This is a genomic window from Sphingobium sp. V4 (genome assembly GCF_029590555.1).
In the GTDB taxonomy this organism is placed as follows: domain Bacteria; phylum Pseudomonadota; class Alphaproteobacteria; order Sphingomonadales; family Sphingomonadaceae; genus Sphingobium.
In genome coordinates this window covers 804,240-827,218 of sequence record NZ_CP081001.1, presented here as the reverse complement: position 1 = coordinate 827,218, position 22,979 = coordinate 804,240, and the positions used below count along the sequence as shown (strand labels likewise).

Genomic DNA, 22,979 nt, shown 5'->3' with positions numbered 1-22,979 from the left:
CCTTTATGGGGATGCCCGTCGCGTCAATCAATCAGCACTGGTCATATCATAGCAACAATGAACCGCGAGTGATCGTACAGCCGCCATTTCCGATCAAAAAGGCAGCTTGAAGCCGGGAGGCAGCGGGAGGCCCGCGGTCATCTTGCCCATTTCAGCGCTGGACACCTCATCAGCCTTCTTCCGGGCGTCGTTGAACGCGGCGGCGACCAGATCCTCCAGCATCTGCTTTTCCGAAGGTGCGAGCAGGCTCTCGTCGATCGTTACGCCCATGATCCGGCCCTTGGCCGAAGCGCGCACCTTGACCAGGCCACCGCCGGCCGCACCCTCGACCTCCAGCTTGTCGAGATTGTCCTGCGCCCGTTGCAATTCTTCCTGAACACGGCTCGCCATGCCCAGGATTTCGTTCAAGTCCTTCATGCTTCAGCACTCCATTGTTCGAGCCTGTCATCCAGCTCGGCATCGGGGAAGGCGGCCATCGCCGCCTTGACCACCGGGGTTTCCAATATCTCGGCGCGGGCGTCCGCCGCCTTGCGCTGCTCCTGTTCCAGCAAGGTCGGCTCGGCCGCCCCGTCATTCTGCGCCACCTGCCAAGGGGTACCGGTGACTTCGCGCAACGCCGGCAGCAGGCGCGCCATGAAATCGGCGGGCAGTTGCGACGTCGGGCGATAGTCGAACTGGGGCGGCGCATAGCGCACGACGCCCACGCAATCATGAAGTTCCTGTGCCAGTTGCCCCTTGCCCCGCTGCCAGAAGGCTTCGATCAGGTCGACAAAGGTGGCTGGCAGGCGCGCCGCGGGCGCGGACGAAGACGCAGCGGATGCACCATTGGCTGCGGCCGGAGCCGCCACCGGGCCGCCCTCGCGCAGCATCCGCGCAATCTCGCTCGGATCGGGCATGGTCGCCGCGTGCATGACGCGCAGCAGCGCCATTTCGCAGCTTTCGATCGGCAGGATCGCGCTCGCTACCTCGTCATGCCCCTTGAGCAGCAATTGCCAGAGCCGATGCAGCGGCGCGAAACCGAGCTGCGACGCCCAATCCGACAAGGCTTCACGTTCTTCGGCCGACTGGCCGGGGCTGCCAATGTCGCGCCCGGCCTTCACCAGGGTCACGGCATGAACCAACTCCAGCAGACCGCGCATCTGGGCCAGCGGCTCGACGCCCAGCGCATATTGGTCGCGGACAGCGCCCAGCAGAGCGCCCGTATCATCTTCCAGCAGCAGGCCGAGGAGGCGGCGCACGGACCCGCGATCGGACAGGCCCAGCATGTCGCGCACCTGGGCGGCGGTGACGAGCGGCGCCCCTTCCCCCATCTCGGCGTGCGCAATCGCCTGGTCCAATATGGACAGGCCGTCGCGGGCGGAACCTTCCGCTGCCTGCGCGATCAGCGCCAGCGCATCGGGCTCGGCCGCCACATTCTCCGCTTCCACCACATGGGCGAAATGGCCGGCCAGCAGTTCGGCCGGGATTCTGCGCAGGTCGAAGCGCTGGCAGCGCGACAACACCGTCACCGGCACCTTGTTAACCTCGGTCGTGGCGAACAGGAATTTTACATGGGCGGGCGGCTCCTCCAGCGTCTTCAGCAACGCGTTGAAGGCGTTTTTGGAGAGCATGTGGACTTCGTCGATGATGTAGATCTTGTAGCGCGCCGACACGGCGGCATAGCGCACCGCCTCGATGATCTCGCGCACGTCGTCAACGCCGGTATGGCTGGCGGCGTCCATCTCCACCACGTCGATATGGCGGCCTTCGGCGATCGCCAGGCAGGGTTCGCACAGGCCGCAGGGGTCGATGGTCGGACCGCCCTGCCCGTCCGGCCCTATGCAATTGAGCGCCTTGGCAATCAGTCGCGCGGTGGAAGTCTTGCCCACCCCGCGCACGCCCGTCATCAGAAAGGCATGGGCCAGCCGCCCGCGCTTGATCGCATTGCCCAGCGTCTGGACCATCGCGTCCTGGCCGATCAGCTCATGAAAGCTGCGCGGTCGATATTTGCGCGCGAGGACGCGATAGGGCTGCGGGGAATCGGACATGCCTCTGTCCTAGCCGCTCGGACGGCCATTGTCGAAGATGGATGATGACTGGAGGGTGGGAGCCGGAACGACCCGTGACGAAATCACTGTGGCTGCTTCCGTCAGGACCTGACCAGGTTCGCAACGGTCACGCCCGCCCGACTCCCGCGCCGGCATATGGCGAAGTGAGGCGGGCTTGGCAAGGGGTTCACCTTCTCGCCACCATGGCAGGGAGAGATCGGCCCGCTTACTCCAGCCCGCTCTTCTGTGCCTTGCTGACGAAATCGAGCGCCGCGCGCGCGGTTTCGGCGATGGCCGCCTCCGCCTTGCCCGCATCGACCGTGGGCCGGTCCAGATAGATGGCCAGGATATATTCGTCGCCCGCCGCAGACTTGACCAGCGCCACGTCATTATAGGCGGTGCCACATGTGCCGGTCTTGCTACCCGACATCCACCCTTCGGGCAGGCCCGCCTTGATGCGATGGTCGCCGGTGCTACTCGCGTTGAACCAGGCGCGCAGCCTGTCGACGCTCTCCGGCTTCATGTCCCGGAAGAAAAGCCGCCCCATCAGCCCCGCCATCGCTGCGGGAGACGTCGTGTCGCGCTCGTCCCCCTCGGCATTCTCGTTGAGAGCGGGCTCGTTGCGGTCGAGCCGGGTCACGCGGTCGCCATGGGCGCGCATGAAGGCGGTGAGGCCCGGCGGGCCGCCCAGCATCGGCAGCAACAGATTGGCCGCGCTGTTGTCGCTCACCTCCACCGCCGCCTGCGCCAGTTCGCCCATGCTCATGCGGCCGCGCTTGCGGTTCTTCTTCACGACCGGGGCGTAATCGAGAATATCGTCCTTGCCGAAGGATATCTCCCCCTCCAGCCCGAACTTGCCGGCTTCCGCGCCCAGAAGCACGGCAGCGGCCAGCGGCCCCTTGAAGGTCGAACAGAGGGCGAAACGCTCGTCGCGGTTGAAGCCAAGCAGCAGCGCCCCGCTCCTGTCGACCAGCGCGACCCCCAGCCGTCCGCCGGTTTCCTTCTCGATCTCGGCGGGATTGCGAAGGGATGTCAGCGCCGATTGCGGCACCAGATAACGCGGCGCGACCGGCATCAGTGAATCGAGCCGCCCAGTCGGAACCGGCTCTCTGGCGGGCGCCTTCTTCCGGTCGGCAGCCTGACCGGGAACGGCGATCAGCGCCAGGGCGGCCAGAAGGGTCAGCCTCTTCATGGATCGGATCACATGCCCTGCATATTATTGGATTCGTTCGGGATGCGGACGGTCAGTCGCTCCATTCCGGCGTCCAGCACTATCTGGCAGGACAAGCGACTGGTGCGCGTCGCGGCGGCGGCCAGGTCGAGCATATCCTCCTCATCCTCGCTGGCGCGGGGCAGACGGACGAAATCCTCGGCATCGACGATGACATGGCAGGTCGAGCAGGCCATCTGTCCCTCGCAGCTTCCTTCCAGCGGCTGGCCGGCGGCCTGCGCAATGTCCAGCAGCAGCGATCCGGCAGGCGCGTCGACCTCCTGCCGCCGCTCGCCGTCAGCGCTGATAAAGGTGACCCTGGTCATTGGTGCGACGCTCCCTTGTCACGGCGCCGCTTGTGCGGCTGCCGCTTCATTCAACACTGTTGCAGCCCTCTCCAGTTCCGCCGGCGTCGTGTAGCGGCCGAAGCCGATCCGAACCGATCCGCGCGCCTGGCCATCCGTCAGCCCCAGCGCGCGCAGCACATGGCTAGGCCGCCCGGACCCGCTTGCGCAAGCACTTCCCAACGAAAAAGCAACATTGCGGCAATGGGACAACAGCCGCGCGCCATCAATGCCCTCGCGCCGCAGGTTGAGATTGCCGGCGTAGCGCTGCGCCATGCTACCGTTCAGCGTCCAATCATCGAACAGACTGCGGGCCGCAGCCGCCAGCTTTTCGACATGCACGCGATCCATGTCCGCCCGCTCTCGCATCAGCCGCGCGGCGACCCCGAAGCCCGCGCAGAGCGCCGGGGAGAGCGTGCCGGACCGCAGCCCCCCTTCCTGCCCGCCACCATGAATGAGCGGCGCGGGCTTCACCCCGTCGCGCAGCCAGAGCGCACCTACGCCTTTGGGGCCGTGAATCTTGTGTGCACTGATCGCGACCATGTCGCAGCCCTGCGGGATCGGAACCCGGCCATAGCCCTGCACCGCATCGCACAGGAACAACGCGCCAGCCTCATGCGCCATGGTCGCCAGCATCTCGACCGGCTGGATCACGCCGATCTCGTTGTTGACCAGCATCGCGACAACGAGTGCGACACCTGGAACGATTGCTTCCCGTGCAGCGTCCGGATCGACGATGCCGTCCGGGCCGACCGGCAGGACGGTCACGTCACGGCCGGCCCGGCGCATGGCGTCCGCCGTGTCGAGCACGGCGGCATGTTCGGTCGCGATCGTAACGATGGCGCCCGCCGGCGCGCCCTGGATCGCGATGTTGAGCGCCTCGGTCGCGCCGGAGGTGAAGAGGGTTCGCCCCCCCGAGGGCAGCAGCTTGCCGATCTCCTCGCGCGCGACCTCCACCTGCGCGGCGGCGGCGCGACCCGGGCGATGAGCGCTGTGCGGATTGGCGAACTGGTCGCGCAGCAGCGGCACCATCGCGTCAAACGCCTCCGGCGCGAGCGGCGTCGTAGCCTGATAATCAAGATATATCATATCTTTAACTGTCCAGCCGCTCTTTCCGCCATGGCTGTCCAGACGGCGAGGAAACTGTCCATGTCGCTGTCGGACGTTTGCGGGCCGAAGCTCACGCGCACCACTTCGGACGCCGCCGCCTCGTCCCAGCCCATTGCGCCCAGCACATGGCTGGTCTTGAGCGATCCGGACGAACAGGCGCTGCCCGCCGACACCGAAATGCCCCTGAGATCGAACTGGATCAGTTGCGCGCGGGCGGACAAGCCCGGCATCCGGTAGCTGGCGATGGCGGGGATACGCGGCGCGTCCCGCGCGACGATCACGCCGCCCGCCGCCTCGATCCCCGCGTCCAACCGGGCGCGCAGTTCCGCCGCCTTGGCCAGCCAGTCGCCGCGCGAGTCCAGCGCCGCGGCCATGGCAAGGATCGCGGGGAGATTTTCGGTACCCGGACGATAGCCCTGCTCCTGACCGCCGCTCGGCTCGATCAGGGCAAGGTCGCGGATCAGCAGCGCGCCGATGCCGGGCGGGCCGCCGAACTTGTGGGCGCTGACAGCGATCATGTCGGCATCCGGCAGCGACAGCTTGCCCGCGCTCTGGGCGCAATCGGCAAACAGGATCGCCCCATCGCGCTCGATCCGGTCGAGCGGCTGGATCACGCCGGTTTCGTTATTGACGTGCTGGACGGCGAGAAGGATTCGTTCGTCCGATCGCAATACCCGATCGGAAGTCAGGCAGACACACCCATCAGACGTTACCGGCAGCCGATCGGCGCCCTTCGTCACGCGCAGTACGGCGTCATGCTCGACCGGCGACGTGACGACCCGCGCCGCCCTCACCCGCGTCAGCGCGATGGCGATCGCCTCGGTCGCGCCGGACGTGAAGATCACATGCCCGCTCCAGCCCAGCGCCACGGCGATCCGGGCGCGCGCCTCCTCCAGCGCCGCGCGCGCGGCGCGGCCGTCGGCATGGGGGCTGGACGGGTTGGCCCAATCCTCCATCGCCGTCGCCATCGCCGCGCGCGCAGCGGGCAGCATCGGGGTGGTCGCGGCATGATCCAGATAAAGACGGTCGGCGGCCAAGCGGGCATTACTCATTGATTGCGGAAATGGCGGCGGCTTCTATATAGGCGGATTGCCGCGCGGCGCCAGCGCCTTGCCCCAGGCATCGCATGACGCGCGCGATCCGGACCCATTAGCCGCTTGCCTCCTCGTCTGGAGTGGGCGGCCCAGAACCATAACAGGTGCCATGCCCGACGTCATTTTCCCCGGACCCGAAGGCCGCCTCGAAGGCCGTTTCAGCCCCCCGCCCCGCCCGCGTGCGCCGGTCGCCATGATCCTGCACCCGCATCCGCAGGGCGGCGGCACGATGAACGACCGCATCACCCAGGCGCTCTACAAGACCTTCGTGAAGCGGGGCTTTGCCGTGCTGCGCTTCAACTTCCGGGGCGTAGGTCGCAGCCAGGGCACGTTCGACAATGGCATCGGCGAACTCAGCGATGCCGCCGCCGCGCTCGATTGGGTGCAGAGCTTCCATCCCGAAGCGCAGACCACCTGGATCGCCGGCTTCTCCTTTGGCGCATGGATCGGAATGCAGTTGCTGATGCGTCGCCCGGAAATCCGGGGCTTCATCTCGGTCGCGCCGCCTGCCAACATGTATGACTTCTCCTTCCTCGCCCCCTGCCCCTCGTCGGGCATCATCGTGCAGGGCACGGCGGACGAGGTGGTGACGGCAAGCGCGGTCCAGAAGCTGGTCGACAAGCTGCGCACCCAGAAGGGCATCACCATCCATCATGACGAAATCCGGGGCGCAAACCATTTCTTCGAGCATGAACTCGATCAACTGATGAAGTCGGTCGACAATTATCTCGACATGCGCCTGTCGCCCGACTCGCCCATCCGCTGAAATGTGAGTTCGAGCGGGTCATGAAGGGGCCGCCCGACCGGGCAGCCCCGTTTTTCATGCCCGCCCCACCCATGCAAAGGGGCGCGATCGGCCTGATGCCATCGCGCCCCTTTTTGCCGGCCATCCTCCCCCGCGGAGAATGGGCTTGCGGTTCAGTTCGCCTTGCTCATGTCGACCTTCTCGACCCATTCAGGATAGAAGGTCGGCTCGCGGTTGGACCAGCCGACCGCCGTCGCCGCTGCCTCGCTGATCGATTGGAGCAGCGCGCGACGCTTGTCGGGATGGAGATGCGGCAGGCTCGCCGCCGCGCAGAAGGCGCCCGGCAACCAAGGCCGCGCACCGGCGCCCAGCAAGCGTTCATAGAGGAAGCGATAGGCGGAGAAACTGCCAAGACGGTCCTGCCCCAGGTCGAAGGCGGAAATGGTCACGAGCGGCGCCATGAACGGCTCCACCTGCTCCAGGCCGCTGTCGTCGGGCACCCGCGCCTTGATCTCGTCGAGCCGGCCGTAAATCCGCGCCTGCGCCCGAATCGAGGCCTCCTCCACCATGTCGCGCGACCACAGCTTCATCGCGTCGCGGCGATGCAGCCCGATGTCCAGCGATCTGCGGATATAGCGTTGGGTAGCGGACGGGAAGCTTGCGAATTCACGCAACTCCGCCAGGGTGACAGCCCCATCCGCCGGTCTTGCACTCGTGCCCATATCCTTGCCCTCCGACTTCAAGTCGTGCGACAGAACATGCGCTCATCATGGTTACTGAAGGCTTAAGCGCCTGTTCCACCGTCGTTCACAACGGACCAGATTTCTTTGTGCAGCGCAACATGAAAATCATCCTTTGTGCGACAGGATGATGACAGAAATCAGGCCGGGACGCACCTGTCTTCCGTCAGCCATGCCAACGCGGCGTCAGTGCTGTCGAAAATCCGGAGATAGGACTGCGTCATCTCGCGCCGGACCTGCAACCGGGCGATAGCGCTCGACGTGACAACGGCGATCCGGCGAGCGCGCGGAAATCCATCAAAATGCGTGCGGAACATGGCCAGTGCGTCTTGCGGCTGGACCGCGCTGTCGCTCATGTCCATGCGCAGCAAATAGCCGGGCTGGAAACCTTCGGCCCCGAATCGAGCCTTGCAGGCCTCGGCATAGGGACCGACATCCTTTGCCGAAAAATAGCGATGCCAGGCGACATCCATCAGGCCGAAGTCGTGATCGAAGTGGATGCTGTAATAGGCATTAGGCATGGGGAGGACCTCCGGTCCGCATCCCGATGCCCTGAAATGGTTAGAGAAACCCTTACGCCCCGGTTCGCCGGTCGAGCACAGCACCGATCATGCTGCGCCATACGGCGACATCACCGGCCTGCGCCATCTGGGCATCAGGTTCGCGCAAGGTGTGAAGGATGGCATACGCGTCGTCCACATGGTTGCGCCAGGCCGCATCGACGGCCCCGGCCGCATGGGGATCGCTGCCCTCGCCGTTCAGGCTTAACTGGCGCCCGGCAAGCACGCGAGCGATGCGTTCGACGGCGGGGGTGCAGGATGTGGGCATGGATGTGTCGCTCCTCTCTCGTGCGGCGGCCATTTCGCTCTTCCGCCTTGGCAAATTAGCATGATTTGCACGCTGGAGCCATCAATCCCGTGGCGTGTAGCCCGACGAGGGCACCGGATCGCCATGATCGCCCGGCTTGGTCGTCGATGGCGGGTCGGATGCGTCCATCGAATCCTTGAGACCTTCTTCCAGCTTCTCCTCCCGGCTGACGGCATGGTCCTGCCGGTCGGTCTCCCGTTCGTCGCCGGCTTCCTCACGGCTGTGCGGGCGGATGTCGGTCTTGTCGTTCATCGGTCTCTCCTGCCACGCCATGGAAATGGCGCACCCGATCAACGGACGGACGTCAGGCCGGTTCCGCCCTGGCCGTTCGACCAACATGCGGAGCGGTTCGACCAGCTACCGGCAGACGGGGCGACAAGCGCCGCGCAGGCGGTTAGACAGGAATCATGATAGTGACTTCCGAAGATGGTGAACGCGGCGTCTCCCCCGCGATCGCGCTCTATTCCATCCTGGGTTTCTGGCTGTTCTACACGCTCATCGTCAGCCTGCGCGCCGTCGTCATCGGGTTCGACGCCCAGATGGAACTGGCGGCGCGGCGCATGGTCGTGGCGATCATCGGCATCATCGTCACCTGGATTCTCTACCTGGTCCTGCGCCGCTTCGACCAGCGACCGCTCGGCGTGCGGGTGATCGCCGCCTTCTCGCTCGCCGTCCCCTTCGCGCTCGCCATGGCGAGCGCCAACTATTTCATGTTCAATGTCTATGATCCCGTCACCCTCTTTTCCGACGCGGACATGCAGAAAAAGGCGGCGGAGGAAAATTACGCGCTTATCAGCATCGTCGAGGATGCGATCAGCCGCTTCTTCTTTCTTTCGGCCTGGGCCGGCCTCTATCTCGCGCTGTCCTACGCCGCCCAAGCGCGGAGCACCGAGCGTCGCGCCGCCCGGCTGGAGCAGGCGGCGCAGCAGGCCGAGCTACGATCGCTGCGCTATCAGGTGAACCCGCATTTCCTGTTCAACACGCTCAATTCGCTGTCGACGCTCGTCATGCGCAACCGCCCGGACGAGGCCGAGCAGATGATCATGTCGCTATCCAACTTCTACCGCACCAGCCTGACCGGCGATCCGCTGGACGATGTCCCGCTGGAAGAGGAAGTGCATCTCCAGAAACTCTATCTGGATATCGAGGCGGTGCGCTTTCCCGAACGGCTCACCACCGTCATCGACATCCCGCCATCCTTGCTGAGCGCCTGCGTCCCCGGCCTTATCCTTCAGCCGGTGGTGGAAAATGCGATCAAATATGGCGTCTCCCGCACGTCCAGTCCGGTGGAGATCCGCATCACCGCGCGCGAGGACGGCGACCTGATGCACATCAACGTCACCGACAACGGACCCAACCCGCCAAGCGCGGCGGATCGCGGCAGCGGCATCGGCCTCGCCAATGTGCGGGACCGGCTCACTGCGCGCTTTGGCGATCGGGGCCGCATCGTTTATGGTCCGCGCGAGGCGGGCGGCTTTTCCGTCCTCCTTACCCTACCCATCATCCGCCGGGGTTGCTGACCGCCCATGTCCATCCGCACCATGATCGTCGATGACGAGCCGCTCGCGATCGAGCGCCTCCAGATGCTCTGCGCCCGCGAACCACGCATCGCGCTGGTCGGCACCGCCACCGATGGCGAGGCGGCGTTGCGCCTGATCGAGGGACTGAAGCCCGATCTGGTCATGCTCGACATCGCCATGCCGCTGCTCGACGGCATCGGCGTAGCGCGCGCCGTGGGGCGGCTCGGTATCCGCCCGGCTGTGATCTTCGTCACCGCCTTCGAAGGCTTCGCGGTCGAAGCATTCGACCTGGCAGCGGTCGACTATATGCTCAAGCCCGTCGCGCACGACCGGCTGACCCGCGCGATCGACCGGGTGGAGGTCGCGTTGCGCAACCAGTTGCCCGACACCGCCGCCGTCTCCAGCGAACCGCAGCCCGAATGGGCCGAGGAATTCTGGGTGCCGCACCGTTCGGAACTGATCCGCATCGCCACCGACCAGATCGACCGGATCGAGGCGGAGCGCGACTATATGCGCCTGCATGTCGGCCAGCACAGCTATCTGCTGCACCAGACGATCAGTTCGCTGGAGGAGCGGCTCGATCCGCAGCAGTTCGTCCGGCTGCATCGCTCGCACATCGTCCGCCGCGATCATATCGCCCGGTTGCGCCACGATGGCAGCGGTGTGTGGTTCGCCGCGCTGGCCGACGGCGGCGAAATCCGCATCGGTCGCACTTTCCTGGCCAATGCGCGGGCGATGACCGGGCGATAGGTCGGCTTGAACGGGACGAGGATTTTCGCGCTTGGCCGGGCGGGTTCGCGCAGTTAGCGCAGCACCCATGTCCGACGCCCCCGAAAAAGACGTCCGCCTGATCTGGAGCCGCTATTACAGCGCCTTCGTCCCTGCTCCGCCCGGCCCAGGCCTTCTCGATCGGCTGAAGGCCGCGAGCGGCGCGATCGGCGGCATCGCCATCACCGGCCTGCTTTGCGGGCTGATGCTGGGCAATGGCCTTGCCCACCCGCTGCTGGTCGCGCCGATGGGCGCGTCCGCCGTGTTGCTGTTCGCCGTGCCCGCCAGCCCCCTCGCCCAGCCGTGGCCAGTGCTTGGCGGCAATGTCATTTCCGCCCTGGTCGGCATCGCCGTGGCCAAGGCCATCGCCGACCCCACGCTGGCCGCCGCGCTGGCGGTTGGCGCGGCGATCGCAATCATGTCGCTGCTGCGCTGCCTCCACCCGCCCGGCGGCGCGGTGGCCCTGTCGGCCGTCTTGGGTGCGAAGGGCGCAGCGGGCAGCTATATGTTCGCGCTGGTGCCCGTCGGCGTGAACACACTATTGCTGCTGACCGTCGCCATCCTCTTCCACCGGCTGGCCGGTCATAATTATCCCCATGTCGCGCCCAGGACGCCCGCGCCCCATGGCACGAGTGACCCGGCACCGATGCTGCGCGCTGGGCCGTCGGGACAGGATCTCGCCGATGCGATGCAGGACTACGGCGACACGCTGGACGTGGATGAGGCCGACCTGCGCCAGCTTTTCGCCGACGCCGAATTGCGCGCCGCCGAGCGGCTGCACGGCACGGTGCCCTGCGCCGAAATCATGTCGCGCGACGTGATCCATGTCGCCGCGCAGGAGCCGATCGGACAGGTCCGCATCCTTATGCAGGAGCGCGGCCTTCTCTCGCTGCCCGTGCTGGACGATGCCGGGCGCGTCCAGGGCATCATCGGCGCTCTCGATCTGGGCCAGGAGGGCGCGCAAGCCGGCGACATCGCCCGCCGCCCCTTGCTGGTCCATGCCGACACGCCGGTAGCCCGCCTGATCGGCCCGCTGAGCAGCGGCACCCGCCGCGCGGCCATCGTGGTCGATGCCGACCATCGGTTGCAGGGCCTTATCACCCAGACGGACTTGCTCGCGTCGCTGGCACTGAGGCCTATCGCTGTTCCAGCACCGGCAGATCCGGCCCCGGTATCGCGGTAATGGCGACATTGGCGAACATCACCAGCCCCGCAAGGATCATCAGCACCCCGCGCTTCCGGTCGCGCCTCTTCAGGAGCGTGTAAATGCCGCCGCCGGTCAGCAGCGCGCCCGCGAGCATGAGGATGGATAAGATCGTGCCAGCCATGCAGGATGCCATAGGGACCAAGCTGGACTGTGGCAATTGGCGTTCCTTGCCCCTATGAGGCGCGCAGAAACGAATCACCCTTGCCGGTGAAGGGACGCTTCTCACATGAAAATCGCCATCGCATCCGATCATGCCGCCGTCGACCTGAAGGCGGAACTCGCCCAATGGCTGCGCGAGGAAGGGCATGAAGTCGACGACCTGGGACCGGCCAACGCCGACCGAGTCGATTACCCCGATTTTGGTTACAAGCTCGCGGCGGCCGTCGCATCGGGCGCGGCCGAGCGCGGCATCGCGCTCTGCGGGTCGGGCATCGGCATCTCGATCGCGGTCAACCGCAATCCGGCGTGCCGCTGTGCACTGGTAAGCGAACCGCTGTCGGCTGCGCTGTCGCGCGAGCATAACGACGCCAATGTCTTGGCGCTCGGCGCTCGTCTGACAGGTGAGGACATGGCCAAGGCGTGCGTCTCCGCCTTTATCAACACCGAGTTCGGCGGCGGTCGCCATGCCGGCCGTGTCGAGAAACTATCCCAGCCCGCGCTCTGAAAGGACTTGAGATGAGCACCGACACCCTGACCCAGCCTGCTTTGTCGGACATCCGTTCGGAAGGCTATTTCACGCGCGGCCTGGCCGATGCGGATCCCGCCGTGTTCGGCGGCGTCCAGCAGGAACTGAAGCGCGAGCAGAACCAGATCGAACTGATCGCGTCGGAAAACATCGTGTCCAAGGCGGTGCTGGAAGCGCAGGGTAGCGTCTTCACCAACAAATATGCCGAGGGCTATCCGGGCAAGCGCTATTATCAGGGCTGCGCTCCGTCCGACGTCGTCGAACAGCTCGCCATCGACCGCGCCAAGCAGCTGTTCGGCTGCAACTTCGTCAACGTCCAGCCGCACTCGGGCGCACAGGCCAATGGCGGCGTGATGCTGGCGCTGGTCAAGCCCGGCGAGACGATCATGGGCCTGTCGCTGGATGCCGGCGGCCACCTGACCCATGGGTCGAAGCCCAGCATGTCCGGCAAATGGTTCAACGCCGTGCAATATGGCGTGCGCGAAGACACCCACCTGATCGACTATGACGCGGTCGAGGCGCAGGCGATCGAATGTAGCCCCAAGCTCATCATTGCGGGCGGCAGCGCCTACCCGCGCCAGATCGACTTCGCCCGCTTCCGCGCGATCGCGGACAAGGTCGGCGCGCTGTTGATGGTCGACATGGCGCATTTCGCGGGCCTGGTGGCGGGCGGTGCCCACCCCTCGCCCTTCGGCCACGCCCATGTCGTCACCACCACCACGCACAAGACCCTGCGCGGCCCGCGCGGCGGCATGATCATGACGGATGACGAGGCGATCGCGAAGAAGATCAACTCGGCCATCTTCCCCGGCCTTCAGGGCGGCCCGCTGATGCACGTCATCGCCGCCAAGGCGGTGGCCTTCGGCGAGGCGCTCCAGCCCGAGTTCAAGACCTACGCACAGGCGATCGTCAACAATGCCAAGGCGCTTGCCAGCAAGCTGGAGCAGCGCGGCCTGGCCGTGATCTCGGGCGGCACCGACACCCATCTGGCGCTGATCGACCTGCGCCCCTACGGCATTTCGGGCAAGGATGCCGACGAGGCGCTGGAGCGTAGCTTCATCACCTGCAACAAGAATGGCGTGCCGGGCGACCCGCTGCCCCCGACCAAGACCAGCGGCATCCGCGTCGGATCGCCCGCCGGCACCACCCGCGGCTTCGGCGTGGCGGAGTTCGAGGCGATCGGCGACATGATCGCCGACGTGCTGGAAGGTTTGCGCGATAAGGGCGAACATGGCGATGCCGCCGTGGAAGCCAATGTCCGCGAACGCGTCACTGCGCTTTGCGCCCGCTTCCCCATCTACGAAGGGTAAGCCCGCTTGCGCTGCCCCTTCTGCGCCCATGAAGACAGTCAGGTGAAGGACAGCCGGCCGACGGAGGATGGTGCCGCCATCCGCCGTCGCCGCCAGTGCGAAGCCTGCGGGGCGCGCTTCACCACATTCGAGCGTATCCAGTTGCGTGACATCTGGGTCGTGAAGAGCGAGGGGCGCAAGGAAGCCTTCGACCGCGACAAGCTGGCCCGATCGATCGGCATCGCCTGCCGCAAGCGGCCGATTGATCCCAGCCGCATCGAAAAGCTGATCTCCGGCATCCAGCGCCAGCTGGAAACCAGCGGCGATGGCGAGGTCCCCGCCCGCGCCATCGGCGAAATGGTGATGGAGGGGCTGAAGCGCCTCGACAGCGTAGCCTATATCCGCTTCGCCAGCGTCTACAAGGACTTCACCGACGCGCGGGATTTCGAGGAATTTGCAGGAACCGTGAAGGAAGTCGGGCGGGAGTGAACGCTATGAACAAGCCCCCCGTGATCGTCCTAGTCCGCCCGCAACTGGGCGAGAATATCGGCAAGGCCGCGCGCGCGATGCTGAATTTCGGTTTGACCGAGATGCGGCTCGTTTCCCCCCGCGACGGCTGGCCCAATCCCGACGCCGGCCCGGCCGCTGCGGGGGCCGATGTGGTGCTGGACGGCGCCCAGGTCCATGCGACGCTGGCCGACGCCGTAGCGGACTGCGCCCATGTCTATGCCACCACCGTGCGCAAGCGCGGCGTCACCAAGCCAGTGGTCACACCCGAAGAGGCCGCGCGTGAGATTCATGCGGCGCAAGGCCGCAGCGCCTTCGTCTTCGGACCCGAACGATCGGGCCTGGAAACCGACGATGTCGCGCTCGCGCGCAAGATCCTGACCGTGCCGATCAATCCGGAGTTCGGTTCGCTCAACCTCGCCCAGGCGGTAATCCTGTGCGCCTATGAATGGTCGAAACAGGCCCAGTTGGAACAGCCCACCGTCACCGACCTGCTCGAACCGGCACCGCAGGTGGAACTGGAGGGCATGATCGTCCAGTTCGAGACGCTGCTGGACAATGCCGGCTATTTCTTCCCGCCCGACCGCGCGCCCGCGACCAAAAGGACGTTGCGCAACCTGCTGACCAAGCCGGGCTGGAACCATCTGGAGGTGCGTACCCTGCGTGGCGTGCTGTCAGCGCTCGCAACGCCGCGAACGCGCTGACAGACCTCAGATCCCGCCCGGATAGACTGTCCATCCGCCCTGTTCCAGCGCTGCGGAAAGCGCCGCGACGCAGGCGTCGAGCGTGACCTGGCTGGTCGAACGCACCACGAAATTCGCTCCGGTGCGCCCTTCTCGGAAAAAGGGGTAGCTACCGATCTGGCAGCCTTCATGCGCGCGCTCGGTGGCGGCGAGCAGATCTGCGATCTCGCTTTCCGCAACCCAGCAGCCGATCGTCGCCGACAGCAGGGGCAATCCGCCCTCCAGCGTGCCGGTCAGGCTCTCCAGCATCCCCGCAGTGATATGGGGCACGCCCGCCATGATGAAGATATTGCCGTAGCGGATGCCCGGCGCCCCTGACATTCGATTCTCGATCAGGCTGGCTCCCGCGGGCACCCGCGCCATGCGCAACCGCGCTTCGGTCAGCCCGCCACGCGTCGCATAATAGGCCGACAGGACCGACCTTGCGCCCTCATGGACTTCCACCTCCACGCCCAGCGCCGCCGCGATCGCATCGACGGTGATGTCGTCATGAGTCGGCCCGATGCCGCCGGTGGTGAAGAGATAGTCGTTCCGTGCCCGTAACGCGTTCACCGCTTCGACGATCGCCCCCTCGTCATCGGCCACGACCCGCACCTCGCGCAGCCGGATGCCCTGGACATTCAGCCAGGTCGCGATCTGCGACACATTCTTGTCCTGTGTGCGGCCTGAGAGAATCTCGTCGCCGATCACGATCAGCGCTGCGGTCCATGTGCGGGTCGGATCGGCCATGCAGGGTCCATAGCCCGTGGCGCCGCCCATGCCTAGCGTCCCTCTCGCATTATGCCCGCCAAGCGCCTATAATCGCATCATGACCGAATATATGACGATGACGGCGGATGCGCCGATCTCCCGCTCGACCGCGATCAAGCTGTATGACGAAACCGGTTTCGCCGGGATGCGCAAGGCCGGGCGCCTCGCCGCCGAAATCCTCGATGCGCTGGCGCCCCATGTGGTGCCCGGCGTGACCACCGGCGAACTGGACGACATCGTCCGCCGCATGACGCTCGAGGGCGGCGGCGTGCCCGCCACGCTGGGCTATCGGGGCTATACCCACAGCTGCTGCATCAGCCTCAACAATGTCATCTGCCACGGCATTCCGGGCGATTATAGACTCAGGGATGGTGACATCCTCAACATCGACGTGACGCCGCAGGTCGATGGCTGGCACGGCGACACCAGCCGCATGTACATCGCCGGCGAAGCCTCGATCAAGGCGCGCCGGCTGGTTGAAGTCACCTATGAATGCCTGATGCTGGGCATCGAGCAGGCGAAGCCCGGCAATCATCTGGGCGACATCGGCCATGCCGTACAGCGCCACGCGGAAAAGCACCGCTATGGCGTCGTCCGCGATTTCTGCGGTCATGGCCTGGGCCGCGTCTTCCACGACAGCCCTGAGGTCGTCCATATCGGCCGCCCCGGGACTGGCCCCGAGCTGAAGCCCGGCATGTTCTTCACCATCGAACCGATGATCAACATCGGCAAGCCCGGCGTGAAGATGCTGGACGATGGCTGGACGGCGGTGACGCGCGACCGCACGCTTTCCGCCCAGTTCGAACATAGCATCGGAATCACCGAAACCGGCTGTGAGATCTTCACCAAAAGCCCGGCAGGCCTCGACTGCCCACCCTATGGCGCCTGAGCCTCAAAACGCTGCCCAAAAAACAGGCAATTGGACATGAAATTGCCCGGATTCCGGGCAATATGGACAAAGATTGCTGCATCGCCGAAAGCAGTCCTAGCGATTCGCCATTTGGCACGGTAATTGATTGCCAAGAGAGACGACGCGTGCCTTTCGGGGGGCATGGAGATCGTCGCTTGAGGATGAACTACGCGGGCGATCGCCCGCTTGGCAGCGTGCGTCATGGGTTGGGACTAGAGTGATGAAGAAGATCGAAGCGATCATCAAACCGTTCAAGCTGGATGAGGTGAAGGAAGCGCTGCACGAAGTCGGCGTTTCTGGCATCACCGTCACCGAAGCCAAGGGTTTCGGTCGGCAGAAAGGTCATACCGAGCTGTATCGCGGCGCCGAATATGTCGTCGACTTCCTGCCCAAGGTGAAGCTGGAGGTCGTCGTGGACGACAGCCTCGCCGACCGCGTGGTCGAAGCCATCTGCGCCGCGGCACAGACCGGCCGCATCGGCGATGGCAAGATCTTCATTTCGAACGTCGAGGGCGCGGTACGCATCCGGACCGGAGAGCGCGACAGCGACGCCATCTGATCCGTTTTCTCCTGTCGTCCGTCGATCGGCAGGCATTTTGGCATCCACAACCCCTTCGGGGGGGTATTTCTGAAAGAAGGGCAATAGCACATGGCCAACACGCCAAAAGACATCCTGAAGATGATCGAGGAAAAGGAGATCGAGTGGGTCGATGTCCGCTTCACCGATCCCAAGGGCAAGTGGCAGCACCTGACCATGGTTTCCAGCGTGCTTGGCGAAGATGAGCTGACCCAGGGCCTGATGTTCGACGGTTCGTCGATCGAAGGCTGGAAGGCGATCAACGAATCGGACATGATCCTCAAGCCCGACCTCGACGCCGTTTACGTCGATCCGTTCAGCGCCACCCCGATGCTGATCATCTTCTGCGACATTGTCGAACCCGACACCGGCGAACTTTACAGCCGCGACCCGCGCTCCTGCGCGAAGCGCGCCGAGGCCTTCGTCAAGTCGGCCGGTTTTGGCGACACCATCTACGTCGGTCCGGAAGCCGAATTCTTCATGTTCGACGATGTGCGCTTCGAGAATGACTATTCGCAGAGCTACTTCAAGATCGACGACATCGAACTGCCGACCAACACCGGCAAGGAATATGAAGGCGGCAACCTGGGCCACCGCCCGCGCGCCAAGGGCGGCTATTTCCCCGTCGCTCCGGTCGATCCCTGCACCGACATCCGCGCCGAAATGGTTTCGACCATGCTCGAAATGGGCCTGCCCTGCGACAAGCATCACCATGAAGTCGCCGCTGCCCAGCACGAACTGGGCCTGACCTTCGGCACGCTGGTCCAGACCGCCGACCGTATGCAGATCTACAAATATGTCGTGCAGATGGTTGCCCAGGCCTATGGCAAGACCGCGACCTTCATGCCGAAGCCGATCGCGCAGGACAATGGTTCGGGCATGCACACCCACATGTCGATCTGGGAAGGCGGCAAGCCGCTCTTCGCCGGTGATGGCTATGCCGGTCTGTCGGACACCTGCCTCTACTTCATCGGCGGCGTCATCAAGCACGCCAAGGCCCTGAACGCCTTCACCAACCCGACCACCAACAGCTACAAGCGCCTGGTGCCGGGCTTCGAAGCCCCCGTTCTGCTGGCCTATTCGGCGCGCAACCGCTCGGCTTCCTGCCGTATTCCCTACGGCGCGGGCGCCAAGGCGAAGCGCGTGGAGTTCCGCTTCCCGGACGCGATGGCCAACCCCTATCTCTGCTACGCCGCGCTGCTGATGGCGGGCCTCGACGGCATCGAGAACAAGATCCATCCGGGCGCCGCGATGGACAAGAATCTCTACGACCTGCCGCCCGAAGAGCTGAGCCAGGTGCCGACCGTCTGCGGTTCGCTGCGTGAAGCCCTGAACAGCCTCGAAGCCGACTATGAGTTCCTGCTGAAGGGCGACGTCTTCACCAAGGATCAGATCGATGCCTATATCGAACTGAAGTGGCCCGAAGTGTATCGCTGGGAAATGGCGCCTTCGCCGGTCGAATTCGACATGTATTACAGCGCCTGAACCCTTTCTCGGGAGCTGTGGAAGAGGCCCGGTCGCGCAAGCGGCCGGGCCTTTTTCCATGGAGAGGCGATTGCGGCGGCAGGCGGCACGTTCCACATTGACGCCATGAACCCGCTCGACTCGCTCGGCCTTTCCTGGCCAATCATCCAGGCGCCGATGGCGGGTGTTTCGACGCCCGCCATGGCCGCCGCAGTCAGCAACGCCGGCGGCCTCGGTTCCATCGCCGTAGGCGCGGTCGATGCGGCGACTGCACGCGAGATGATCGCCGCAGTCCGCGATCGCACGGACCGCCCTTTCAACGTCAACCTTTTCGTACATTCTCCGGCACGGTCCCGACCGGATATTGAAGCGCAGTGGCTGGTCGCGCTCGAACCGCTCTTCGGCCAGTTCGGCGGCAACTCGCCGGCATCGTTGCGTGAAATATATCGCAGCTTCGCGGAGGACGACGCGATGCTCGCCATGCTAACCGCAACCCGCCCCGCCGTCGTCAGCTTCCATTTCGGCCTGCCTCAGCCGTGGCGGATCGCGACACTCAAGGCCGCCGGCTGCATCCTGCTCGCCAGCGTCACCAGCCTGGCCGAAGCGCTTGCGGCGCGCGCCGCAGGGGTGGACATGCTGGTCGCGCAGGGATTCGAAGCTGGCGGCCACCGCGGCACCTTCGATCCCGATGCGCCGGACGACCGGCTGGGCGTCATGGCGCTCACTCGGCTGCTGGTCGAGCAGGCGGGATTACCGGTCATTGCAGCGGGCGGCATCATGGACGGACGAGGCGTATGTGCGGCGCTCGATCTCGGCGCAGTTGCGGCGCAGCTCGGCACGGCGTTCATCGGCTGCCCGGAAAGCAGCGCCGACGCCGCCTATCGGGCCGCACTGTTCAGCCCCACCGCACATACGGTCATGACGCGCGCCATTTCCGGCCGCCCCGCCCGCTGCCTGGCCAACCGCTTCACCCGCTGGGGTGCCGACACCGCACGACCTCCACCCGATTATCCCATCGCCTATGATGCAGGAAAGGCGCTCAACCAATTGGCGAGGACGCATGGCGAAAGCGGTTATGGCGCGCATTGGGCCGGACAGGGGGTATCACTCGCTCGTGCACTTCCCGCAGCGCAGGTGGTCGCCACGATCGGAGTCGAGATGGAGCAGGCGTCAGCCGGTCATTGACAGGTCAGTCTTACGACGGGTGTCGCGGCAACGACGGCGCTCGGCTCTTCCGACCGCGCGACAGACGCACCATCCGGCAGGATCAGCCCGGGATCGACGCCCCGAACAACAGCACCGGCTCACCCGGCGGCGACAGGACGATGTCGCCCCCCGCGCTCGCCACCAGCTGCCGGACCATCCAGGCGGCCGCCGTGCGCGACGCCAGCCCCTCGATCGGCAAGGTGCCCGCCAGCGCGGCACGCAGATCCGGGTCTAGCACGACCTTCGGCCCTTCGGCCCGAACGACGATCTCGGTCACGCCCGGCCGACATTCGACGCCGATGTCCAGCTGGCCGCCGCGCACCAGCGCGTCGCCCGCGATCAGCGCCAGGTTCAGCAATATCTTGGCGGGCAGCTTGCCGAGCATCTGTTCCTCGACGATCCAGCCGACCTTCACCCGACCCGCGCCTGCGAACATGCCCTCGATAGCGACGCGCGCTTCATGCGGCGGCACCGCATCGCCGAAGCCGCCCGCCGAGCCGAAAGCCAGGCGGAAGAATTTCAGCTTGTTCGCCGACGTCCGCGCACTGTCACCCAGCAGTTCCAGGCAACGCTCGCGCATTTCCGGGTCATTCTCGTCCGCCATCAGTTCAAGCCCATTATTGAGCGCGCCGACTGGGCTCAGCAGGTCATGGCACAGGCGCGAACAGAGCAGGCTGGCAAATTCGATGCTGTCGGTCGGATTGTTCATGCGGATGGGATCGCCGAATTAAAGGGGGAAAAGGAAGGCTGTATCCGGCTAATGCGCCCCCGCGCCCCCCGATGCAAGCCCGGCTCGCCGCCTTTCGATCACCTTATGTCGAGCATCACCTCTACAAATTGAACATTAACTATCGTACCCGGCCGAGCCCGCCAGAGTCGGGCCTTTTCACTGCCCAGGATCAGCCAGAGGCTGCCGTCCGGCGACGCGCAGGCGACATCGGTCACCGAAGGAATGGCGACACCCGAAGGGTGCGAATGATAATGGCCGACGATGGCAGGACCACCTGTCCGGGCCGACCGATGCGCTGCGATCAATATAGCCGGGTCAAGTTCGAAATGCCGCGCCGGGTCGGGCGCGACATTGGCCGCCGGCTGGAACCCCTCTATCGTTCCCGCCCGACCGAACAGCAAGCCGCACACCTCATCCCGGCTCGACCTGCCCAGGGCCACGATTTGTTCCAGCAGCCCCCTTGATATCGCAACCATCATTCCTACATCCCTACCCCATGGTTCCGGGGGATTCCATCATCGAAGCGGCTATCGGCGACGCCCAGCACGGGCTGCGCCTGGATCGTGCGCTCGCGGACCTGCTTCCCGATCTCTCGCGAGAACGGCTCAAGACTCTGATTGGCGACGGACAGGTGCACGGCCCCCAGGCCGTGAAGATCAGCGCATCGACCAAGGTCGTCGCCGGACAGTTCTTCACCATTACCCTGCCGCCGCCGACGCCGCTCGATACGGTGGCGCAGGATATTCCGCTGGTGATCGTCCATGAGGATGCCGATCTGATCGTGGTGGACAAGCCTGCCGGCCTCGTCGTCCATCCCGCCGCCGGCAATCTGGACGGAACGCTGGTCAACGCCCTGCTCCATCATTGCGCCGGCCGGCTCTCCGGCATCGGGGGCGTGGCGCGCCCTGGCATAGTTCATCGCATCGACAAGGATACTTCCGGCCTGCTGGTCGTTGCAAAGACCGACAGGGCGCATGAAGGATTGGCCCGCCAATTCAAGGACCACAGTATCGACAGGCTCTATGCCGCCATCGTCTACGGTGTTCCGACGCCGGGCAGTGGCACGGTCGACAGTTGGATCGGCCGATCCGACGCCGATCGAAAGAAGATGGCGGTTCATCGGGAAGGGCGCGGCAAACACGCCGTCACCCATTATCGTACTATAATGCGTCTAAGGGGCGCGACGATGGTGGAATGCAGGCTGGAAACCGGCCGCACCCATCAGGTTCGCGTTCACATGGCGCATCTTGGGCACCCCTTGATCGGCGACCCCGTTTACGGTAGAGAAAGAAAAGGTTTCAAATCAATACTGGAAACGCTGGGTTTCAAAAGGCAGGCATTGCACGCCAAAACACTGGGGTTCATACATCCGGTAACGGACAAGCCCCTTCTGTTTCAAAGTGTGTTGCCAGCCGACATGCAGGAACTGTTAAGCGAGCTTCACGTATAGGATTTGACAAGTTTTGCGACGGCGCCTGTGACGCCTCTTCTGGGTCCCGCCGCGCAATGAAAGGGAAAGGTGAAGACATGGCCAAGAGCAATGTCCCCGCGGTTCCGGCGCTGGGCGGTGAAGCCAGCCTCAACCGCTATCTGTCGGAAATTCGCAAGTTTCCGCTGCTCACCCCTGAGCAGGAATATATGCTGGCGAAGCGTTATGAAGAGCATCAGGATCCTGAGGCCGCGGCGCAGCTCGTGACGTCGCACCTGCGCCTGGTCGCCAAGATCGCCATGGGCTATCGCGGCTACGGCCTGCCGGTCAGCGAACTCATCAGCGAAGGCAATATCGGCCTGATGCAGGGCGTAAAGAAGTTCGAGGCCGATCGCGGCTTCCGCCTGGCGACCTATGCCATGTGGTGGATTCGTGCGTCGATCCAGGAATTCATCCTGCGGTCGTGGAGCCTTGTGAAGATGGGCACCACCGCTGCGCAGAAGAAGCTTTTCTTCAACCTGCGCCGGATGAAGAACAATATCGAGGCGTTCGAGGATGGCGACCTGCGCCCCGAGGACGTTACCAAGATCGCGACCGACCTGGGCGTTACCGAGGAAGACGTGATCTCGATGAACCGGCGCATGGCGATGGGCGGCGACACGTCGCTGAACGTGCCCATGCGCGAGGATGGCGAGGGACAGTGGCAGGACTGGCTGGCCGACTCCGATCCGTTGCAGGATGAACGAGTCGCCGACGAGCAGGAGCGCGTGATGCGCCATGATATGCTGGTCGAGGCGATGGACGACCTCAATGATCGCGAGAAGCACATCCTTGCCGAACGCCGCCTCGCCGAGGAACCCAAGACGCTGGAGGAACTCTCCCAGGTTTATGGCGTCAGCCGCGAGCGCGTTCGTCAGATCGAGGTCCGCGCGTTCGAGAAGCTGCAAAAGGCGATGATGCGCATTGCGGGCGGTCGGCTGGAAAAGATGGCCCGACTCGCCACGGCCTGATCGGAGCAAAGGAAAAAGCAAAAAGCCCCGGAGCATTCCGGGGCTTT

27 protein-coding genes, 1 other RNA gene and 1 pseudogene are annotated in these 22,979 nt (G+C 64.9%); 14 read left to right on the top strand and 15 right to left on the bottom strand.

What is annotated here, in order from left to right; genetic code table 11:
• Positions 1 to 93: 93 nt before the first annotated feature.
• The 7 genes from K3M67_RS04310 to K3M67_RS04280 all read right to left on the bottom strand — a co-directional run bounded on the left by K3M67_RS04310 (position 94) and on the right by K3M67_RS04280 (position 5,728).
• Positions 94 to 417: a YbaB/EbfC family nucleoid-associated protein gene (locus K3M67_RS04310; protein WP_066855896.1), complete on the bottom strand. Its 324-nt coding sequence runs from the start codon at positions 415 to 417 to the stop codon at positions 94 to 96.
• On the bottom strand, positions 414 to 2,027 hold the full coding sequence (locus tag K3M67_RS04305) for a DNA polymerase III subunit gamma/tau (RefSeq protein ID WP_285832366.1): 1,614 nt from the start codon (positions 2,025 to 2,027) through the stop codon (positions 414 to 416). Before K3M67_RS04305 ends, K3M67_RS04310 begins: the two co-directional genes overlap by 4 nt.
• Positions 2,028 to 2,078: 51 nt before the next feature.
• An RNA gene (gene ffs / locus K3M67_RS04300) (signal recognition particle sRNA small type) lies at positions 2,079 to 2,176 on the bottom strand.
• Between the two features lie 77 nt (positions 2,177 to 2,253).
• Complete coding sequence (gene blaSGM / locus K3M67_RS04295; protein ID WP_285832365.1) at positions 2,254 to 3,219, bottom strand: SGM family class A beta-lactamase; 966 nt, start codon at positions 3,217 to 3,219, stop codon at positions 2,254 to 2,256.
• 8 nt (positions 3,220 to 3,227) lie between these two features.
• A complete protein-coding gene (locus K3M67_RS04290) occupies positions 3,228 to 3,563 on the bottom strand; it encodes a 2Fe-2S iron-sulfur cluster-binding protein (RefSeq protein ID WP_066855905.1) in 336 nt (111 codons plus the stop codon).
• Between the two features lie 18 nt (positions 3,564 to 3,581).
• On the bottom strand, positions 3,582 to 4,670 hold the full coding sequence (locus K3M67_RS04285) for a cysteine desulfurase family protein (protein WP_066855907.1): 1,089 nt from the start codon (positions 4,668 to 4,670) through the stop codon (positions 3,582 to 3,584).
• Positions 4,667 to 5,728 (bottom strand): cysteine desulfurase family protein, encoded by a 1,062-nt coding sequence (locus K3M67_RS04280; RefSeq protein WP_066856266.1) that lies wholly within the window; start codon positions 5,726 to 5,728, stop codon positions 4,667 to 4,669. Before K3M67_RS04280 ends, K3M67_RS04285 begins: the two co-directional genes overlap by 4 nt.
• Positions 5,729 to 5,894: 166 nt before the next feature.
• Between K3M67_RS04280 and K3M67_RS04275 the strand changes: the two genes are divergently transcribed.
• On the top strand, positions 5,895 to 6,551 hold the full coding sequence (locus K3M67_RS04275; RefSeq protein WP_021319762.1) for an alpha/beta hydrolase: 657 nt from the start codon (positions 5,895 to 5,897) through the stop codon (positions 6,549 to 6,551).
• A 152-nt stretch (positions 6,552 to 6,703) separates the two neighbouring features.
• Here the strand turns inward: K3M67_RS04275 and K3M67_RS04270 are convergent, their stop codons facing one another.
• From K3M67_RS04270 to K3M67_RS04255, 4 genes are all read right to left on the bottom strand, one after another.
• A complete protein-coding gene (locus K3M67_RS04270; RefSeq protein WP_066856269.1) occupies positions 6,704 to 7,252 on the bottom strand; it encodes a hypothetical protein in 549 nt (182 codons plus the stop codon).
• 158 nt (positions 7,253 to 7,410) lie between these two features.
• Entirely contained in the window at positions 7,411 to 7,875 is a 465-nt protein-coding gene (locus K3M67_RS04265) for a SpoIIAA family protein (RefSeq protein WP_353051165.1), read from the bottom strand.
• Positions 7,844 to 8,098 carry a hypothetical protein gene (locus K3M67_RS04260; RefSeq protein WP_066855912.1) on the bottom strand — a complete coding sequence of 85 codons (255 nt, stop codon included), beginning with the start codon at positions 8,096 to 8,098 and terminating at the stop codon, positions 7,844 to 7,846. The genes K3M67_RS04265 and K3M67_RS04260 overlap by 32 nt, the downstream gene beginning before the upstream one ends.
• An 81-nt stretch (positions 8,099 to 8,179) precedes the next feature.
• Complete coding sequence (locus tag K3M67_RS04255; protein WP_198162807.1) at positions 8,180 to 8,389, bottom strand: hypothetical protein; 210 nt, start codon at positions 8,387 to 8,389, stop codon at positions 8,180 to 8,182.
• A gap of 155 nt (positions 8,390 to 8,544) precedes the next feature.
• Between K3M67_RS04255 and K3M67_RS04250 the strand changes: the two genes are divergently transcribed.
• The 3 genes from K3M67_RS04250 (at position 8,545) to K3M67_RS04240 (ending at position 11,608) form a co-directional block, all read left to right on the top strand.
• On the top strand, positions 8,545 to 9,657 hold the full coding sequence (locus tag K3M67_RS04250) for a sensor histidine kinase (RefSeq protein ID WP_285832364.1): 1,113 nt from the start codon (positions 8,545 to 8,547) through the stop codon (positions 9,655 to 9,657).
• Between the two features lie 6 nt (positions 9,658 to 9,663).
• The gene (locus tag K3M67_RS04245) at positions 9,664 to 10,407 is read left to right on the top strand and encodes a LytR/AlgR family response regulator transcription factor (protein ID WP_066855921.1); all 744 of its coding nucleotides are present in this window, start codon (positions 9,664 to 9,666) and stop codon (positions 10,405 to 10,407) included.
• 67 nt (positions 10,408 to 10,474) lie between these two features.
• Complete coding sequence (locus tag K3M67_RS04240) at positions 10,475 to 11,608, top strand: HPP family protein (RefSeq protein WP_285832363.1); 1,134 nt, start codon at positions 10,475 to 10,477, stop codon at positions 11,606 to 11,608.
• Here K3M67_RS04240 and K3M67_RS04235 read toward each other — a convergent pair.
• A complete protein-coding gene (locus K3M67_RS04235) occupies positions 11,562 to 11,753 on the bottom strand; it encodes a hypothetical protein (RefSeq protein ID WP_066856272.1) in 192 nt (63 codons plus the stop codon). The genes K3M67_RS04240 and K3M67_RS04235 overlap by 47 nt on opposite strands.
• A gap of 105 nt (positions 11,754 to 11,858) precedes the next feature.
• On the opposite strand from K3M67_RS04235, the gene rpiB reads away from it, so the two are divergent.
• From rpiB to K3M67_RS04215, 4 genes and pseudogenes are all read left to right on the top strand, one after another.
• A complete protein-coding gene (rpiB, locus tag K3M67_RS04230; protein ID WP_285832362.1) occupies positions 11,859 to 12,296 on the top strand; it encodes a ribose 5-phosphate isomerase B in 438 nt (145 codons plus the stop codon).
• A gap of 11 nt (positions 12,297 to 12,307) precedes the next feature.
• The gene (glyA, locus tag K3M67_RS04225) at positions 12,308 to 13,627 is read left to right on the top strand and encodes a serine hydroxymethyltransferase (RefSeq protein ID WP_285832361.1); all 1,320 of its coding nucleotides are present in this window, start codon (positions 12,308 to 12,310) and stop codon (positions 13,625 to 13,627) included.
• A 6-nt stretch (positions 13,628 to 13,633) separates the two neighbouring features.
• A complete protein-coding gene (gene nrdR, locus K3M67_RS04220) occupies positions 13,634 to 14,095 on the top strand; it encodes a transcriptional regulator NrdR (RefSeq protein ID WP_066855933.1) in 462 nt (153 codons plus the stop codon).
• 14 nt (positions 14,096 to 14,109) lie between these two features.
• Positions 14,110 to 14,817, top strand: a pseudogene (locus K3M67_RS04215) (RNA methyltransferase); the annotation flags it as partial.
• A gap of 6 nt (positions 14,818 to 14,823) precedes the next feature.
• Here the strand turns inward: K3M67_RS04215 and K3M67_RS04210 are convergent.
• Positions 14,824 to 15,585, bottom strand: a complete 762-nt coding sequence (locus K3M67_RS04210; protein WP_066856279.1) for a competence/damage-inducible protein A — start codon at positions 15,583 to 15,585, stop codon at positions 14,824 to 14,826.
• 79 nt (positions 15,586 to 15,664) lie between these two features.
• On the opposite strand from K3M67_RS04210, the gene map reads away from it, so the two are divergent.
• The 4 genes from map (at position 15,665) to K3M67_RS04190 (ending at position 19,742) form a co-directional block, all read left to right on the top strand.
• Positions 15,665 to 16,495: a type I methionyl aminopeptidase gene (gene map / locus K3M67_RS04205; protein WP_285832360.1), complete on the top strand. Its 831-nt coding sequence runs from the start codon at positions 15,665 to 15,667 to the stop codon at positions 16,493 to 16,495.
• A gap of 241 nt (positions 16,496 to 16,736) precedes the next feature.
• Complete coding sequence (locus K3M67_RS04200; RefSeq protein ID WP_006953025.1) at positions 16,737 to 17,075, top strand: P-II family nitrogen regulator; 339 nt, start codon at positions 16,737 to 16,739, stop codon at positions 17,073 to 17,075.
• 90 nt (positions 17,076 to 17,165) lie between these two features.
• Positions 17,166 to 18,578, top strand: coding sequence for a type I glutamate--ammonia ligase (gene glnA / locus K3M67_RS04195; protein WP_066855942.1), 1,413 nt, complete (start codon positions 17,166 to 17,168; stop codon positions 18,576 to 18,578).
• A gap of 105 nt (positions 18,579 to 18,683) precedes the next feature.
• A complete protein-coding gene (locus tag K3M67_RS04190; RefSeq protein WP_285832359.1) occupies positions 18,684 to 19,742 on the top strand; it encodes an NAD(P)H-dependent flavin oxidoreductase in 1,059 nt (352 codons plus the stop codon).
• Positions 19,743 to 19,824: 82 nt separating this feature from the next.
• On the opposite strand, the gene K3M67_RS04185 is transcribed toward K3M67_RS04190, so the two are convergent.
• Together K3M67_RS04185 and K3M67_RS04180 are read right to left on the bottom strand one after the other, a co-directional pair.
• The gene (locus tag K3M67_RS04185) at positions 19,825 to 20,472 is read right to left on the bottom strand and encodes a histidine phosphotransferase family protein (RefSeq protein ID WP_066855948.1); all 648 of its coding nucleotides are present in this window, start codon (positions 20,470 to 20,472) and stop codon (positions 19,825 to 19,827) included.
• A gap of 98 nt (positions 20,473 to 20,570) precedes the next feature.
• Positions 20,571 to 20,972, bottom strand: coding sequence for a M67 family metallopeptidase (locus K3M67_RS04180; RefSeq protein ID WP_285832358.1), 402 nt, complete (start codon positions 20,970 to 20,972; stop codon positions 20,571 to 20,573).
• A 17-nt stretch (positions 20,973 to 20,989) separates the two neighbouring features.
• Here K3M67_RS04180 and K3M67_RS04175 point away from each other — a divergent pair, with 17 nt between their 5' ends.
• Both K3M67_RS04175 and rpoH read left to right on the top strand, forming a co-directional pair.
• Positions 20,990 to 21,943 (top strand): RluA family pseudouridine synthase, encoded by a 954-nt coding sequence (locus tag K3M67_RS04175; protein ID WP_285832357.1) that lies wholly within the window; start codon positions 20,990 to 20,992, stop codon positions 21,941 to 21,943.
• 77 nt (positions 21,944 to 22,020) lie between these two features.
• Positions 22,021 to 22,932 (top strand): RNA polymerase sigma factor RpoH, encoded by a 912-nt coding sequence (gene rpoH, locus K3M67_RS04170; RefSeq protein WP_066855957.1) that lies wholly within the window; start codon positions 22,021 to 22,023, stop codon positions 22,930 to 22,932.
• Positions 22,933 to 22,979 lie beyond the last annotated feature (47 nt).